Origin of the sequence: Sorangium sp. So ce124, assembly GCF_051525235.1 — a bacterium.
Taxonomy (GTDB): domain Bacteria; phylum Myxococcota_A; class Polyangia; order Polyangiales; family Polyangiaceae; genus Sorangium; species Sorangium atrum.
In genome coordinates this window covers 10,910,918-10,927,081 of the sequence record NZ_CP150312.1, presented here as the reverse complement: position 1 = coordinate 10,927,081, position 16,164 = coordinate 10,910,918, and the positions used below count along the sequence as shown (strand labels likewise).

Here is a 16,164-nt window from a genome sequence, read left to right as displayed (position 1 = left end):
CGAGGCTCAGCCTTCGCGCCTGAGCCTCGCGAGCTCGCGCTCCAGCGAGGCCACCGTCCGCTTGAGGTCGCGGACCTCCTCGACGGTCGCAAGGCCCATCGCCTTGGCGAACGTCTCCTTCTGCTCCGCGGTGAACGAGGAGACCCGGCCGGGCACGCTCATCGCCGTCATGAACAGCCGCATGAACCGCTCGTCCTGCATCAGCTTCGCCACGTTCGGGTTCGCGGCGAGCTTCATGCCCTCGGTGACCAGTCTGTCCTTCAACGCCATCCTGGCAGCGTAGCCGACTTTCGCGCGGGCGCGTCAGCCCACCTCGACCAGCACCGCCGTGATGTTGTCCCGCCCCCCGCGCCGATTCGCGAGGTCGATGAAGAGGTCGACCGCCACGTCGCCGCCCTTCGAGGCGATGCTCGCGACCTCCTCCTCGGCGTGGAGATACCCGTGCAGCCCGTCGGAGCAGAGCAGGTATCGATCGCCCTCCTCCACGGCGACGATCGAGGTATCGACCTCGACGTAGTCCCGGTTGCCGACCGCGCGCGTGATCACGTTGCGGTGAGGCGAGCTCTTGGCCTCGTCGACGGAGATGAGGCCGTTCTTGATCTGCCACGCGATCAGCGTGTGATCCTCGGTCATCTGCACCGCGGTCCCGTTGCGGACCTGGTAGATGCGGCTGTCGCCCACCTGGCCGGTCACGAGCGCGCCGCCGACGATGAGCGCCGCGCTGATCGTCGTGCCCATGCCGCTCTTGTCGCGATCGAGCTCGGCGATCGCGAAGACCATGTACGTCGCCGCCTGGATCGCTCCCTCGAGGATGCGCAGCACGGCGCGCGCCTTGGGCTGCGTCAGCGGCTCGTTCGGATCGCCGATGGCGGGCAGGCCCCGCTTCACCATGCCGTAGATCGTCTCGACCGCCTCGGCGCTCGCGACCTCGCCGGCCGCGTGCCCGCCCATGCCGTCCGCGACGATGTAGAGACGGAGCTCATCGTCCCGGAAGAACGCATCCTCATTGGCGCGCCGGTGGCGCCCGACATCGGTGCGGCCAAACGATTGGATCCTCATTGAGGTTGCCCGGTCCTTCGCTCGCCGTCCCGTGAGGAAATCCCCGAGGCGCCGGCGCGACTGTCGCACGATAAACTTCTTGAGCGGGGCCTGTCGAGTGGTCGGAGGCTCGGTTAGGATGGGCGAGCCAGCCATGGCACGAAGCTTCTCGGCGACCTGTGGGCCGGATGGCCTTCTCCAGCACCTGGCCGACCTGCGCAGCGCAGTCCCGTCGCCGTCGGGCGGCGTCGTCTTCGTCTCCGGACAGCTCGCCCAGCGCGCCTCGGGCGTCGCCGAGCTCGTCCGTGGCGCCTGGCGCGGCGTCCCGGCCTGCGTCGTGCCGGCCGCGGGCGTGCTCAGCGAGCGCGGCGAGATCGAGGGGGACACCGGCGCGAGCGGCGTGCTGTGGTCCGGCGGGCAGGTCACCCCCTTCGCGCTGCCCGAGCGGGCCGAGGAGCCGAGCCGCCTCCTGGCGGAGGCGCTCACCCGCGCCGTCGGCCAGCGCTCGGCGACGGCCATCCTCTTCGCCCGGCCCGGGGCGTTCGCGCCCGAGCGGCTCGAGGCGCTCGCCCTGTCCGCGCCGAACGCTTGCCTGTTCGGCGCCGGGACGGCCTCCGGCTCCGCCATCGGCGTGACGGCGCAGGGCGAGCTCATCGAGGGCCCGGCGACGGGCCTCGCCATCACCGGGTTCGCCCCGCCGCTCGTCGACGCCTCGACCGCCGCCAGGCTGCTCTCCGGCTTCCACAGCATCGACGACGCGAGCGGCGGCGTCGTGCTGCGCGCCGGCGGGCGGCCGGCGCTCGACCTGCTCTCCGCCGCGACCGCCACGCTCGGCGAGCCGCCGAGCGCGCAGCAGCTCATCCTCGCCGCGCTGGCCGACCCGCCGCTCGATCCGCCGGGCGCGCCGGGCGCCGACCGCGGCGACGCCGCCGAGGCGGCAGCGCCACGTTACGTGCTGCGGCCGGTCCGCGGCATCGATCCCTCGCGGCGGGGGCTCCTGCTGGGTGACGAAGCGAGGCCCGGCGCGCGCCTCGCGTTCGCGGTCCGCGACGCCGCCGTCGGCCGCGCCGGGCTCGAGGGGATCGCCCGGCAGGTGTCCCGGAGCGCGCTCGGGTCGGCCCCCCGCTTCGCGCTCTACCTGACCTGCGCCGGGCGCGGCCAGGGCCTGTACGGGACGCCCGACGTCGAGGCGCGCATCCTGCGCCAGCGCTTCGCCGACCTCCCGATCGCCGGCATGCACTCGAGCTTCGAGATCGCCCCCTGGGCCCGGGGCCAGGCGAGGCTCGCCCTCTACACCGGCGTGCTCGCGCTCTTCCGCGCGCCGAGCTGAGCGCTTTTCTACATCGGCGTGCTCGCGCTCCTCCGCGCGCCGAGCTGCGCGCGCGCCGAGCTGAGCGCCGCGGCGCTGGCAGCGCGCCGCGCCTCAGCGCTCGCGGTAGACCGCGACCACCGCGGAGGCCCGCCGCTGCACCGCCGCGTGGACGGCCGCATACCGCGGCTCGTCGCGCAGGGACGCGAGGACGGGACAGCGCTCGATCCAGATCAGGTCGAACAGGCCGTCGGCCAGCGAGAGCTCGAGCGCGGTCAGCGCGAGCTCTCGCTGGCCGAGGAAGGCCGCGAACTCCGCCTGGAGCTGCCGGATGAACGACGTGCGCCGCAGCGCCGTGACGGGCGGGCGCTCCCCCTCGACCTGCACGGGCCGTACGTCCGAGAGCCGCCCCTCGATGAGGTCGTCGATCACCTGCGCGAACGGCGCGGGGAGGTCCGGGAAGGCCTCGCTCACGCGCTTCTGGGAGAGCTTCTCGACCACCTCCGGGTCGCGCTGCCAGAGCACGCGGCGCATCCGCAGGACGGTGTAGCCCGATCCGCTCCCCACCGTCGGATGCGCCCGGATCACGTCCTCGGCGTCCGACCACCTGCCCAGCAGCGTGTACGCGCGCGCCAGCGCCTGCGCCGCCAGCACCACCTCGGGATCGCGCGCCAGCGCGGACCGCGCGCGCCGCGCGCCCTCCTCGAAGGCGCCGCACTCGAGCAGGATGTGGCCGATGAGGCCCTCCGCCTCGGCGTTCCCCGAGCGGGACGCCAGCGCCGCCTTGAGCTCCCGCATCGCGCCGACCACGTCGAGGCGCTGGAACCGCACCGACGCCATCGCGAGCCGCGCGTCCGGCAGCCCGGGCGCCGCGGCGACGGCGCGCGACGCCGCCTCCGTGGCCAGGTCCCCGCCGCGATCCGTGAAGAACCAGAAGCGGGAGCGCGCGAGCGCGTAGGCCGACAGGATCATCGGATCCTCGGGCGCGCGCGAGAGCGCCTGCTCGAACAGCGCGATCGCCCGCTCCTGGTGCTCCGGCCAGAACCGGCGGTACTCGTGGCGCCCCCGCAGGAACAGGTCGAGCGCGACGGGATCGCTCGGCGCCGTGCGGTTCGGCGCGGCCCCGTCGAGCGTCAGCGCCGCGGCGACCGCCTCGGCCACCTCGTCGTTGATCCGCAGCACCTCCGCCTCGGGGCGATCGAAGCGCTTCGCCCACAGCTGGAACCCGTCGGCGACGCTGATGAGCCGCGCGTTGATCCGCACCGTCCCGTCGCGCCGCCGCACCGAGCCCCCGACGACCACCTGCACCCCGAGCTCCCGCCCGATCTCGCGCGGATCGAGCTCGGAGGACGATCGCCGCCCGAGCGCCCCGCGCGGCCTCACCCGGAGGCCCGGCGTCATGGAGAGCGTGTCGACGAGATCGTCCGTCAGCTCCTCGGCCAGGTACGCGTCCGACGCAGGTCCCTGGTTCGCGAACGGCAGGACAACGACGCTCTTGCCGCCGTGCTCGGCCACGCCGGAGCTCGCCCCCGGGGTCACCCCGGAGACCGCCGTCCGCCCCTGCGGCGGCGTGAACGCCGGCGGCGTCGCCGTGGCCGGGCGGGTGAGCGACGCGAGGTCGTGCACGACGCTCTCGACGGACGCGTACCGGTCGTCGCGCTCGCGCGCCATGCAGCGGAGCACCACGCGCGCGAGCGCGTCGGGCAGGTCGGCGCGCCGGAGCCGCGGATCCGGCGGGTCGGCGAAGAGCCGCGCCGCGGCGACGGCGAGCGGCGCGTCGCCCTGCCACGCGCGCTCACCCGTGAGCATCTCGTAGAGCATCGCCCCGAGGGCGTAGATGTCGGCGCGCGCGTCGACGTCGTCGGCGCCCTGCACCTGCTCGGGCGCCATGTACGCCGGCGTCCCCATGACCGCGCCCAGCGTCTGGCCCGCCTCGCCGCTCGCGACCGCGCGCGCGATCCCGAAGTCGGTCAGGACAATGCGCCCGTCGCGCCCGAGCAGCACGTTGTCCGGCTTGAGGTCACGGTGGATGACGCCGGCCCGGTGCGCGGCGTGGAGGCCAGCGCAGACGCCCTCCACGACGTCGAGCGCGCGGCTCACGCCGAGCCGCCGCTCGCGCGCGAGCAGCGCGGCGAGCGGCTCGCCGTCGACGAACTCCATCGTCAGGAACCGGTCGCCCTCGTGCTCGCCGATGTCGAAGACGCGCGCCACGTTCGGGTGCGTCACCTTGCGCGAGAGCCGCACCTCGCGCCGGAACCGATCGGTCACCTCCGGCGCGACGCTGAGCTCGCGGCGCAGCACCTTGACCGCGACGAGCTCCTCGAGCTCCAGGTCGCGGGCGCGGTACACGCTGCCCATCCCGCCGATGCCGACCAGCCCGAGGAGCTCGTACCGGCCTGCGAGGACCTGCCGCGGGCCGGTCGCCACGGCGTCCGCGGGGTCGGCCGCTTGCCGCGCGCCGCTCGCCGCGAGCGGGAGGTCGTGGATCGTGTCGTCCTTGGAGCTCTGCGGCATAGGGGAATTCCGGCGGCCGTTGCCCCCCGCGTCACGAGGTTAGCCCACGGGATCGGCCGGTCGAGCGCCGACCGTCGCGGGAGCTCCAGCACGGAGGTGCTAGTCTCCGCCGCCCATGGCAGAGGCGTCGAGCTCCATCGTGGTGGAGTCGCTCTCCAAGACGTACCAGGTCCACGAGCGCGCAGCCGGCTTCTCGGCCACCGTGCGCTCGCTCTTCCGGCGCCGCACCAAGGTCGTCCACGCCGTCGAGGACCTCTCGTTCTCGATCGCCCCCGGCGAGCGCGTCGGCTTCCTCGGCCCGAACGGCGCCGGGAAGACGACGACGCTGAAGGTGCTCTCCGGGCTCCTCCACCCGTCGGGCGGCAAGGTCGAGGTCGCTGGCTTCGTCCCGCGGCACCGTGAGCCCGATTTCCTCAAGCGGATCACCCTGGTGATGGGGCAAAAGCAGCAGCTGCTCTGGGACCTCCCGCCCGCCGAGACCTTCGCGGTGAACCGAGCGATCTATGGGATCGGCGACGCGGATTTCAAGGAGACCCTCGGTGAGCTGGAAGACCTCCTCGGCATCGCCGAGATCGCGACGAAGCCGACGCGGCAGCTCTCGCTCGGCGAGCGCATGAAGTGCGAGCTGGCGGCGGCCCTGCTGCACCGGCCGGAGATCCTGTTCCTCGACGAGCCGACGATCGGGCTCGACGTGGCCATGCAGCTCGGCGTCCGCGAGTTCATCCGCCGCTACAACGAGCGGCGCCGGGCGACGATCGTGCTCACGTCCCATTACATGGACGACGTGGCGGCGCTCTGTCCGCGGGTCATCGTCATCGACAAGGGCAGGCTGCGCTACGACGGCGACCTCGCGGCGCTCGTCCGCAGCATGCGGCCTCACAAGCGGATCGCGCTGCACTTCAAGAACCCTGTCGACCGGGCGCTCCTCGAGCGGGTGGGCGCCGTCCTCTCGCTCGATCCTGGCCACGCGGTGCTGCAGGTCCCGCAGGCGGAGCTGCGCGACGCGATGTCCTGGCTGCTCGGCCGCACCGACATCGCGGATCTCACGGTCGAGGATCCTCCCCTGGAGGAGGTGATGCGCGAGCTCTTTTCGGGCGTGGAGCCCTCGGTGGGAACGGAAGGCGTGCCGGAAGGCGACGCGGCGGGCTCGACGGGCGGGGCGGCGTCATGAGCGGGTTCTCTCGGGCCGCCCGGGCGTTCCCGACGCTGCTCCGCGTCGGGATCGCGGCCGCGCTCGCGTACCGGGCCGAGATGCTGATCTGGATGCTCACGACGACGATGCCGCTCGTGAGCCTCGCGCTCTGGTCGGCGGTGGCCGCGAGCGCGCCGGTCGGCCGCTTCGGGCCGCGCGACTTCTCCGCGTACTTCCTGGCCATCCTCATCGTCCGGCAGCTGACCGGCTCGTGGCTCGTCTGGGAGATGAACATGGACATCAAGAGCGGCGCCCTCTCGCAGCGCCTGCTCCGGCCGATCCACCCGCTCTTCTCCTACGCCGCCGAGAACCTCGCCGCGCTGCCGCTCCGGGCGGCGCTCTGCTTGCCCATCGCGGTCATCGCGCTCGTCGCGACGTCGGGCGAGCGGTTCCAGCCGACGGCCCTCGAGCTCGGGCTCTGGGTCGTCTCGCTCGTCGGCGCCTGGGCGATCAACTTCTTCACCATGGCGCTGATCGGCTCGCTGGCGTTCGTCATCGACAGCTCGACCGCGGTGTTCGACGTCTACCTCGCGGCCTTCATGGTGCTCGCCGGCTACCTCGTCCCGATCGAGCTGTTCCCCTCGTGGCTCGCCGATCTCGCGCGGGTCCTGCCGTTCCGTTACAGCCTCGCGTTCCCTGTCGAGCTCATCACCGGCCTGCTCGACCCGGGCCGCGCGCTCACCGAGCTCGCGGTGCAGTGGGCCTTCGCCGCCGCGTCCGCCGCCGCCGCGCTCGTCGCGTGGCGCGCGGGGGTCCGGCGGTTCTCGGCGTTCGGCGGGTGAGCGGCGTGCGTTACCTCCGGTTGCTCGCGACGCAGCTGCGCGTGTCGATCGCGCTCGGGATGCAGTACCGGTGGGATTTCCTGCTCGGCGCGGTGATGACCGTCGTGTGGACGGTGGTCGGGCTGGTGCCGCTCCACATCGCGCTCGTGGCCCGGCCGCCGGTGCAGGGCTGGACGTACGAGCGGGCGCTCGTTGTCGTCGGGTGGTTCACGCTGCTCAAGGGCATCCTCGAGGGGGCCGTGAACCCGTCGCTCATCAGCGTGGTCGACCAGATCCGGAAGGGCACGCTCGATTTCACGCTGCTCAAGCCGGCCGACGCGCAGTTCCTCGTCTCCACGGCCCGGTTCGAGATCCGCAAGGTCGTGGACGCCGCGGCCGCGGTGGCGATCTTCACCTACGCCTTCGCCCAGATGGGGCGCGCCCCCGCGCCTGCCCACGTCGCGCTGGCGCTCGGCCTGCTCGTGACGGCGACGCTGGTGCTCTACTCCATCTGCATCCTCGTCATCTCCGCCGCGTTCTGGGTCGTGCGCCTCGACAACCTGGCCTATCTCTTCAACTCCATCTTCGATTTCGCGCGCTGGCCGGTCACGATCTTCACCGGCTTCTGGCGCGTCGTCTTCACCGTGATCGTCCCGCTCGCGCTGATGACCACGTACCCGGCGGAGGCGATGCTCGGCACCATCGCCCCGCGCACGGCCGCCGCCGCGGCGCTCGGCGCGGTCGTCTTCGGCGCGGTCGCCCGTGGCGTGTGGAAGCGCGCGATAGGCCGGTATACATCGGCGTCGAGCTGAGCGTCGCGAGGGCTTCCGGCGAGCGGCGCGCTGCGTTAACGTCACACGATTGCCCTCCGGGTGCGAGGAGGACTACGGACACCGGGGGAAGCGCGGGATCGGGACATCGGGAAGGAGACGCGGTGAAGGACGGAGGGCTGACGCTCGAGGAGTTGGGTCGGAGCATCGTCGATCTCGCGATGACCGAGGACGTGATACGCCGCCAGGCGCTCGCCCTCCTCCCGGTCGGGCGCCGCGAGGAGCGGGAGCTCGAGGTCCTCGGCAGGCCGTCGCGGCTCACGATGGACTTCGAGGTCGGCGACCCGGCGGCGACGCGGAGCATGAGCGGCGCGTTCGATGTCGCGATCCCGCACGCCGTGACGGTGCGGGTCGACGCGGAGGGAGAGGCGGAGGAGCACCGGCTCGACGTGACCCTCACGCTGCGCATCACGCCGAGGCCCTGCGCCCCGCTCGGGATCTTCCTGGACGTCGCGGAGCTGTCGGCGGAGTCGGTGAGGTTCGCCGAGTCGCGGGCCTCCGCGAAGGACTACCTGCGCGGCCGGATCGCGGAAGAGGTGCGGAGGGAGCTCCTCCGCCTCGTGCGCGCGCGGATCGCGGAGAGCCGCGCGGACCGCACGCTCGACCTGGAGGAGCCGCTCCTCCGCGCGCTCGGCGACGCCTCCTGGGCGGGGCAGGAGGAGGCGGAGGAGCCGGACGGGCGGGACGCGCCGCCGCCGAGCCGTGTGCGCGGGGCGGGCGGCCCGGCGAGCGGGGCTGGGCTGCTGGACGCGCAGCTCAGCGACCTGGACGCGCAGCTGCGGTTCTTCGGGAACGCGATGCCCCTCCAGGTGTGGACCGCGCGCCCGGACGGCCAGCTGAACTTCGTGAACCGGGCCGTCCTCGACTATTTCGATCGCACAGAGGAGCAGATGATCGGCGAGGGCTGGCTCGCGGTGCTGCACCCGGACGACGTCCCGAAGACGGTGGCGGCGTGGACCCGGAGCCTCGCGACGGGCGAGCCGTACGACACGGAGTTCCGCCTGCGGCGGGCGAGCGATCAGACGTACCGGGAGCACGTGGTCAGCGCGCTGCCGCAGCGCGACGCGGCGGGGAACATCTTCCGGTGGATCGGCGGCACCACCGACGTGGCCGAGCTGCGCCGCGCCGAGGCCGCCCTCCGGAGGAGCGAGGCGCGCTACCGGCTCTTCGCGGAGGCGTCGAACGAGGGCGTCTGGTTCTGGAACATCCGCGAGGACACGGTGGAGTGGAGCGATCGCATGCTCCAGATGATCGGCGTCCGCCGAGAGGCGTGGGGCGGGACGTTCGCGAGCTTCTTCGCGCGCGTGCACCCCGACGACCAGGGGCCGGTGCAGGCCGCGCTGAGGGCTCACCTCGAGGAGCGGCGGCCGTTCGAGGTGGAGTACCGGCTGCGGCGCGAGGACGGCGAGTACCGCGACGTGTTCGTCCGCGGCATGGCCGAGTGGGACGACAACGGCGTGCCGTTCCAGATGGCGGGCGGCGCGACGGACATCACCGAGAAGAAGCGCCAGCAGGCCGTGCTGAACGAGCGGCTCGAGATCATCGAGCAGCAGCAGGAGGCGATCCGGGCGCTGTCGACGCCGATCATCGAGGTCTGGAGGGGGGTGCTGACGATGCCGGTGCTCGGCGTCCTCGACGAGGAGCGCGCGCAGCAGATGATGGAGGTGCTGCTCGAGGCCGTGGCGCGGACCCGCTGCCGTCACGCGATCATCGATCTGACCGGGGTGAGCGCCGTGGACGCGGCCACCGCCGATCACGTGCTGCGGCTCATCGACGCCGTGGCGCTGCTCGGGGCGCAGGGCATCGTCGTCGGCATCCGGCCCGAGGTGGCGCAGACGGTGGTGTCGCTGGGGCTCGATCTGTCGAACATCAAGACGCTCTCGAACCTCCGGGAGGCGCTCCTCTTCGCGATGCAGTCGAGCGGGGTGTCGGTCAAGCGGCGGCGCAGGCGGAGGGCGGGGCGCGAGCGCGCGGACGACGCGAAGGGGACGCGCGATCCGCGCGACGGGTGATCGGCACAGGCGGCGCGAGCGCGCTCGACCTCCTCGTAAGGGGCGGCGGTTGAGGTAGAACCTCGCCATGGCGAAGATCCCCTCCTCCATCAAGCTCGGCGGCCAGGGCGGCATCGCTGGCGCGCTGCGCGGCGTCGCGCTCGGCCTCGTGCTCCTCGTGGCGATGCTGTTCGTCGCGTGCACCACGGTGACGCGGATCGACGCCGCGCACGTGGGCATCCGGGTCAAGCTCGCCGGCTCGAACCGCGGCGTGAGCGACATCCCGGTTGTGACCGGCTGGGTGTTCTACAACCCGCTCACCGAGCAGATCGTGCAGTTTCCGACGAGCGTGCAGAACGTGGTCTGGACGGCGTCGACGCACGAGGGCCGAACGGTCGACGAGTCGATCACGTTCTCGTCCTCCGAGGGCGTCAACGTCGGCGCGGACATCGGGATGTCGTTCCACATCGAGCCGGACAAGGCGCCCCACCTGTACCTGCGCTTCCGCGAGAACGACCTGATGAGGCTCGCCGACCGCTACGTGCGCAACGCGGTGCGCGAGGCGTTCAACTCGGTCGCGTCGAAGATGCCGGTCCAGGAGATCTACGGGTCGGGCAAGACGAGGCTCATCCACGACGTGCAGAAGGAGCTCGAGCAGGTGCTCGAGAAGGACGGCATCCGGATCGATCAGCTCACGATCAACGGCGCGCTGCGGCTGCCCGAGAACGTGGCTGCGGCGATCAACCAGGCGATGGAGGCGACGCAGAAGGCGATCCAGGCCGAGAACCGGGTGCGTCAGGTGAGGGCGGAGGCCGACCAGGCGATCGCGACGGCCCGCGGCGCGGCCGAATCGGCGCGGGAGCGGGCCCGAGGCGAGGCGGACGCGCTGCTCATCCGCGCGCGCTCCGAGGCCAAGGCGAACACGATCATCCGGCTGTCGACGACGCCGGCGGTGCTGCAGTACCGCGCGCTCGAGCGGTGGAACGGGCGCCTGCCGGCGATGAACCAGGGCCCGCTGCCGATGCTGACGTTCGACACGAAGAGCGCGCTCGACAAGGACGCCGAGCAGAAGCTGGCCGAGCTGCTCGAGGAGACGGCGCCAGGGGGTGATGCGGCGGCGGCTCCCGGGTCGGCGCCGGCTGGCGGGGCGGCGACGGGCGCGGGCGGCGACGAAGCCGACAAGGGCGCGAAGCCCGCGGAAAAGCCGGCTGGGCAAGCGCCGGCCGGCGCGCCCTGAGCAGCTCCTGGTCCGGGTTGACGTCGCGAGGGGGGGTGCGACGATGGCGGCAATGCGTCCTCGCTGGCGGCTCGCCGCCTTACTCCCGCTTCTGTGCGTGCCCTCGCTCCCGCTCGCTCTCGCGGGCTGCCAGCAGATTCTGGGCATTCATGACGTGAGCGACGATCGCGACACCGTCAGGCCCGACGGCCAGACGTCTCAAGGGAGCGGGGGCGCGCCCTCCGGGGTTGGCGGCGGCGGCGAGGCCAGCGGCGGGCTCGGCGGCGGCGATGCCGGCGGCGGCGGTCACGGCCCTGACGTCATGGATCTCGCGCTCGTCGTCCTGACGCCCAACGTCACGGTGCCTCTCGGGGGGAAGAACCTTGTCGAGATCGAGATACGGCGCACCGGCGGCTTCGACGGCGAGGTGACCGTGGCGGCGGTGAGCCCTCCTGCGGGCCTCGTCGTCAAAACCATCACGATCGCCGCCAAGGAGACGAAGGCCGAGATCGTGGTAGGCGCCGAGGCGCCGCTCGCCCTGGGCAACACGATCTCCTTCTCCCTGAAGGCGACCTCCGGGGCCCTGGAGAGCACCGCCTCCGTGACGAACGCGCTCGTGACCGGCCGCCCGGGCTCCCTGGACGCGACGTTCGGCGTGGCGACCGGCATCGCGCCGGTGCGCTTCGGGAACGACGACGGCGGCTATTTCACCGATATCGAGGTGGTCGGCGAGCGGATCGTCGCGACCGGCTGGGGCATCGGCGGCCTCGGCGGCTCGTCGATGAAGATCGCGCGCTTGACCAGCGCCGGCGCGCTGGATCCCGACTTCGCCGGCGGCGCCTTGCTGTCGACGAGGATCGGGAGCAGCTCGGGCGCCGAGGCCCAGTCGTTCGCGGTGGGGCACCAGGTCGACGGCAAGATCATCGCGATAGGCTGGCACGAGACCCCGGAGCCGCGTGACATCGCCCTCTGGCGCGTCGGGGCGAGCGGCGCGACCACCGACCCGGAGTTCGGCAACAACGGCAAGGCGCTGGTCGATACGGGCGGCGAAGAGACGGTCGTGGACGGGCTCGTCCTGGCCAACGACAAGATCCTCGTCGCTGGCGCTCGCGACGGGCGCATGATGGTGGCGCGCATCTCCTCGAATGGGAGGCTCGACACCGCCTTCGCCGCGCCGAACGGCTTCTGGGCGCTCGACCGCGCCTCCACCGCGAGGGCCGTGGCGGTCGACCGCGAGGGCCGGATCCTGGTCGTGGGCGAGGTGGACGCGGGGGGCCAGTCCGACGGCATCATCGCCCGCTTCCTCGCCGACGGGCAGCCCGACACCACCTTCGGGACCGGCGGCCAGCAGGTCTTCGGTGCGTCCGCGATCAGCGAGCGCACGGCGGCGGTCGCCGTCCTCGACGACGGCCGCATCCTCGTGGGCGGCAGCGCCGGCAAGGACGGGGGCGCCGACTTCGAGGTCCGCCGCTTCCTCGAAGACGGCGCGGCCGACCCGAGCTTTGGCGCGTCGGGCGTCGTCTCGCTCCCCATCACCGACGGCGACGACGTGGCGGAGGACGCCATCGTTCTCCCCGACGGCCGGATCCTGGTCGTGGGCAATGCGACCGGCGGCGCCACGCCTGGGCCGGTGCTCGCGCGCTACCTGCGCGACGGTAGGCTCGATCCCAACTTCGGAGTCGGCGGGGTGCTCTCCCTGTATGTCGGCGACTCGGGCGGCATCCAGCGGGCCGCGGTCTACCCGGGCCACAAGGTCGTGATCTGCGGCGAGAACCAGGGGGGTGTGCCTGGTCCAGGGACGTACGGGATCGTGGCGCGCCTCTGGATGTAGCGCTCATCCGCCGAGTCAGGGTCCGAGCGGCGGTCGCCCTTCGCCACTCCACGGGTCTCGAGACAAGGCACCTCGCTGCCCTGCCTCGCTGCCTTGCCCCGCCGCCCACCCCCGTGCAGGCTTCGCCCATGGGCCAGCCCGCCGCGAAGCAGCGCCGCGCCACGTACGCCGACCTCGAGGCCGTCCCGCCCAACCAAGTGGCGGAGCTCATCAGGGGCGTGCTCCACGTCCTGCCCCGCCCGGCGCCGCGCCACGCCAACGCGAGCTCGGTCCTCGGGATCAAGATCGGCGGCCCCTTCGGCCTCGGCGATGGTGGGCCAGGCGGCTGGTGGATCCTGGACGAGCCGGAGTTGCACTTCCCCGACCCGGACGCGCCGGACGAGATCGACGCGCTCGTGCCCGACCTCGCCGGCTGGCGCCGCGAGCGCATGCCCGAGCTGCCCCAGACGGCCTACTTCGCGCTCGCTCCGGACTGGATCTGCGAGGTGCTGAGCCCGTCGACAGCGTCTTTCGACCGTGACGAGAAGATGCCGATCTACGCGCGCGAGGGCGTGCGTTACACATGGCTGGTCGACCCGATCGCACGGACGTTGGAGGTCTTCTCGCTCGCCTCGGGCCGGGGCTGGGGGCCCGCCGCCGTCCACCGCGACGCTGCGCGCGTGCGAGCCGAGCCCTTCGAGGCCGTCGAGCTCGATCTCTCGGTGCTCTGGGCGACGTAGCAGACCGCCGTGCCGTCCAGTTCCCGGCGCCGCGGGCCCGGGCAAGCCCGAGCTCAGCGCGGCGCTCGCGTCGTGGCCTCCCACCGCTCCAGCGTGACGACGAGTCGAGCCGCCCCGAGGACGCCGGCCGGGAGCACGAGGAGCAGCGCGCAAGGCAAGAACGAGAGCAGCGCGAGGCCGGAGCCGAAGCCCATCACCGCGGCGAGGTTCCGGCGCACGAACTCGATCCGCGCCGCCACGGGCACGCCGCGGATCGACAGCGGGCAGTCGCAGAGGTCCCAGGCCCCCGCGAGCGCCGTCACCGCGAGCTGGAGCGGGACGACGACGACGTTCGCCGGCGCGAAGAGCAGACCCACGACGCCGAGGACGATGAGGATCGGGAGCGTGAAGGCGAGCGCCACGAGCGACGACTGCAGAGCGCGCCACATGTCCGCGAAGAAGCCGACCTCCGGCCACGGGGGCGCCCCGACATCGGCCTCGGCCCTGCGCACCATCCGCTCCAGCGCGGTCCCCGAGAGCGGCTTCGCGAGCCCGAACGAGATCACGAGGGCGGCCACGAGCACCACCGCGAGCGAGAGGATCCGCAGCACGACCATGAGCACGGTCCAGAGCCCCCCCGTCCCCGGCTCCCTCACGATCAGCTCGACGAGCGAAGGCGCGAGCTTCACGCCGACGATGGAGAGCACGACCATGAGCACGAGCGCGATGCCCGTGGGGACGAGCGCGAGCGGCCAGAGGTCCGGCGTGCGAAGGAGATAACCGTAGCCGCCCAGCATGGCCTTGAGGCCCGCGCCGAAGCCGGGGCGCTCGAGCGGGACGAGCCCCGCCGGCGGGCGCTGCGCGGGCGCCGTGAGAGAGCCGCGGGGAGCGTCGGGGGTGTTCATCCAGCCACGAACGTCCCAGCGGTCGTGCATCCGGTCAACACCTTCCGCGCGCTGGCATCCGCCGCTGGACGAGCTCCCGCCTGCCACGCAGTGAACACGGCCCCTCGGATGCGTGGAGGACGCCTCGTCAGCCCTCGGGGAGCAGCGGATCGAGCACGCTCCCGCCCGGGGGCGAGGGCCCGAGCGCGCGGCGGAGGTGTTCGCGGATCGCGGCCGCGAGCGCCTCGGTGACACGTTTGCGCAGCTGGGTTCGCGACGTGACGAGCCCGATCTCCCGGAGCGGGATCGGCCGTGCGAGGGGCCGCACGCGGTCGCGGCGCTTGTCCGGGGGCAGCCCCTGCGCCACCAGCGCGGGCAGCACGGTCGCTCCGAGCCCGGTGTCGACCAGCCCGATCAACGTCTCGAAGCTGCCGCTCTCGAGCTGAACGCCGCGCGGGGGCCTCGCCTGGCCGCTCCTGCAATACGAGAGCACCTGGCTCCGGAAGCAGTGCCCCTCCGGGAGCACCCACAGCTCGCGATCGCTGAGGTTGGCCTGCGTGACCATCTTCCGGTCGAGCAGCGGGTCGCCCTCGGGGAGATAGGCGACCATCGCCTCGTGTCCGAGGGGCGTCTCGCTCAGCCCCGGAGCGTGGAGCGGCGTCGCAGCGAGCCCTGCGTCGAGGGTGTCGGCGGCGAGCCGCTCGATGATCTCCTCGGTCTTCAGCTCCTCGATGAACAGCTCGACGCGCGGGTGCGCCTTCACGAAGGGATCGAGGAACAGGGGCAGCACGGTGGGAGCGAGGGTCGGGATGATCCCCAGCCGGTAGCGCCCCGCCGGAGCGTCGTCGCCGGCGACGATCTGACCGAGCCGCTCCGTCTCCCGGAGGATCTCGCGCATCTGAGCGATGGCGCGCGCCCCCTCCTCGGTCACCAGGACGGGCTTCTTGCTGCGGTCGAACAGCACGATATCGAGGAGCTCCTCGAGCTTCTGGATCTGCATGCTGAGCCCGGACTGCGAGACGTGGCAGCGCTCGGCCGCGGTGCGGAAGCTGCGGGTCTGCTCCACCGCCACGGCGTAGCGGAGCTGCGTGAGCGTCACCTGCTCGAGGTCCATGGCCCGCGGAGTATCACAAAAAGTGAACGTTTCATAAAATCGTTCGATTGGCACCGCCGGCGCAGAACGACCACGTTGCCTCTCGCCGGCGCGGAGGCACGAGACGCCCCCGCCCCGAAACGAGGAAACAAGAGAATGTCGCTCATCAACACCCGCATCAAACCGTTCAAGGCCACCGCGTTCCACCAGGGGAAGTTCGTGGACGTCTCGCACGAGTCGGTCCTCGGCAAGTGGTCGCTCTTCGTGTTCTACCCGGCGGACTTCACCTTCGTGTGCCCGACCGAGCTCGAGGACCTCGCGGACCTCCACGGCGAGTTCCAGAAGCTGGGCGTCGAGATCTACGGCGTCTCCACCGACACGCACTTCGCGCACAAGGCGTGGCACGACACGTCCGCGGCGATCAAGAAGGTCAAATACCCGCTCGTCGGCGATCCGACCGCCACCCTCTCGCGCAACTTCGGCGTGCTCATCGAGGAGGAGGGCCTCGCGCTCCGCGGCTCGTTCCTCGTGAACCCCGACGGCGTCATCAAGGTCTACGAGATCCACGACCTCGGCATCGGCCGCAGCGCGGCGGAGATGCTCCGCAAGGTCAAGGCGGCCCAGTACGTCGCCGCGCATCCGGGCGAGGTCTGCCCGGCGAAGTGGGACGAGGGCGCGAAGACCCTCAAGCCGTCGCTCGATCTCGTCGGCAAGATCTGAGGTGTTCGGGCGTCGCCGCGCGCGTGGCGCGGCGACGCCCGACATCTCTCGTGACTCGCCTCGTGACCCGCTCGTATTCGCCGGAAG

The 16,164-nt window shown here is 72.3% G+C and carries 14 protein-coding genes; 9 read left to right on the top strand and 5 right to left on the bottom strand.

What is annotated here, in order from left to right; all coding sequences use genetic code 11:
* Positions 1-6 precede the first annotated feature (6 nt).
* The gene (locus WMF19_RS41010; protein ID WP_272104359.1) at positions 7-270 is read right to left on the bottom strand and encodes a hypothetical protein; all 264 of its coding nucleotides are present in this window, start codon (positions 268-270) and stop codon (positions 7-9) included.
* Between the two features lie 33 nt (positions 271-303).
* Positions 304-1,059 carry a PP2C family protein-serine/threonine phosphatase gene (locus WMF19_RS41005; RefSeq protein WP_272104357.1) on the bottom strand — a complete coding sequence of 252 codons (756 nt, stop codon included), beginning with the start codon at positions 1,057-1,059 and terminating at the stop codon, positions 304-306.
* A 133-nt stretch (positions 1,060-1,192) separates the two neighbouring features.
* Between WMF19_RS41005 and WMF19_RS41000 the strand changes: the two genes are divergently transcribed.
* Positions 1,193-2,368 carry an FIST signal transduction protein gene (locus WMF19_RS41000; RefSeq protein ID WP_437895348.1) on the top strand — a complete coding sequence of 392 codons (1,176 nt, stop codon included), beginning with the start codon at positions 1,193-1,195 and terminating at the stop codon, positions 2,366-2,368.
* A 93-nt stretch (positions 2,369-2,461) separates the two neighbouring features.
* Here WMF19_RS41000 and WMF19_RS40995 read toward each other — a convergent pair whose 3' ends face one another.
* Positions 2,462-4,861: a protein kinase domain-containing protein gene (locus WMF19_RS40995; protein ID WP_437895347.1), complete on the bottom strand. Its 2,400-nt coding sequence runs from the start codon at positions 4,859-4,861 to the stop codon at positions 2,462-2,464.
* Between the two features lie 115 nt (positions 4,862-4,976).
* Between WMF19_RS40995 and WMF19_RS40990 the strand changes: the two genes are divergently transcribed.
* The 7 genes from WMF19_RS40990 (at position 4,977) to WMF19_RS40960 (ending at position 13,401) form a co-directional block, all read left to right on the top strand.
* The gene (locus WMF19_RS40990; RefSeq protein ID WP_437895346.1) at positions 4,977-6,032 is read left to right on the top strand and encodes an ABC transporter ATP-binding protein; all 1,056 of its coding nucleotides are present in this window, start codon (positions 4,977-4,979) and stop codon (positions 6,030-6,032) included.
* A complete protein-coding gene (locus WMF19_RS40985) occupies positions 6,029-6,835 on the top strand; it encodes an ABC transporter permease (protein ID WP_272104351.1) in 807 nt (268 codons plus the stop codon). Before WMF19_RS40990 ends, WMF19_RS40985 begins: the two co-directional genes overlap by 4 nt.
* 5 nt (positions 6,836-6,840) lie before the next feature.
* Positions 6,841-7,626: an ABC transporter permease gene (locus tag WMF19_RS40980; protein ID WP_437901725.1), complete on the top strand. Its 786-nt coding sequence runs from the start codon at positions 6,841-6,843 to the stop codon at positions 7,624-7,626.
* A gap of 122 nt (positions 7,627-7,748) precedes the next feature.
* The gene (locus WMF19_RS40975) at positions 7,749-9,656 is read left to right on the top strand and encodes a PAS domain-containing protein (RefSeq protein WP_437895345.1); all 1,908 of its coding nucleotides are present in this window, start codon (positions 7,749-7,751) and stop codon (positions 9,654-9,656) included.
* 67 nt (positions 9,657-9,723) lie between these two features.
* Positions 9,724-10,872 carry a prohibitin family protein gene (locus WMF19_RS40970; RefSeq protein ID WP_437895344.1) on the top strand — a complete coding sequence of 383 codons (1,149 nt, stop codon included), beginning with the start codon at positions 9,724-9,726 and terminating at the stop codon, positions 10,870-10,872.
* Positions 10,873-11,026: 154 nt separating this feature from the next.
* Entirely contained in the window at positions 11,027-12,682 is a 1,656-nt protein-coding gene (locus WMF19_RS40965) for a delta-60 repeat domain-containing protein (protein WP_437895343.1), read from the top strand.
* A gap of 128 nt (positions 12,683-12,810) precedes the next feature.
* Positions 12,811-13,401: a Uma2 family endonuclease gene (locus WMF19_RS40960; protein ID WP_437895342.1), complete on the top strand. Its 591-nt coding sequence runs from the start codon at positions 12,811-12,813 to the stop codon at positions 13,399-13,401.
* 53 nt (positions 13,402-13,454) lie between these two features.
* Here the strand turns inward: WMF19_RS40960 and WMF19_RS40955 are convergent, their stop codons facing one another.
* Both WMF19_RS40955 and WMF19_RS40950 read right to left on the bottom strand, forming a co-directional pair.
* Positions 13,455-14,285, bottom strand: coding sequence for an EI24 domain-containing protein (locus WMF19_RS40955; RefSeq protein ID WP_437895341.1), 831 nt, complete (start codon positions 14,283-14,285; stop codon positions 13,455-13,457).
* 127 nt (positions 14,286-14,412) lie between these two features.
* Positions 14,413-15,378 carry a hydrogen peroxide-inducible genes activator gene (locus WMF19_RS40950; RefSeq protein ID WP_437895340.1) on the bottom strand — a complete coding sequence of 322 codons (966 nt, stop codon included), beginning with the start codon at positions 15,376-15,378 and terminating at the stop codon, positions 14,413-14,415.
* Between the two features lie 135 nt (positions 15,379-15,513).
* On the opposite strand from WMF19_RS40950, the gene ahpC reads away from it, so the two are divergent.
* Positions 15,514-16,077 carry an alkyl hydroperoxide reductase subunit C gene (gene ahpC, locus WMF19_RS40945; RefSeq protein ID WP_437895339.1) on the top strand — a complete coding sequence of 188 codons (564 nt, stop codon included), beginning with the start codon at positions 15,514-15,516 and terminating at the stop codon, positions 16,075-16,077.
* Positions 16,078-16,164: the final 87 nt, after the last annotated feature.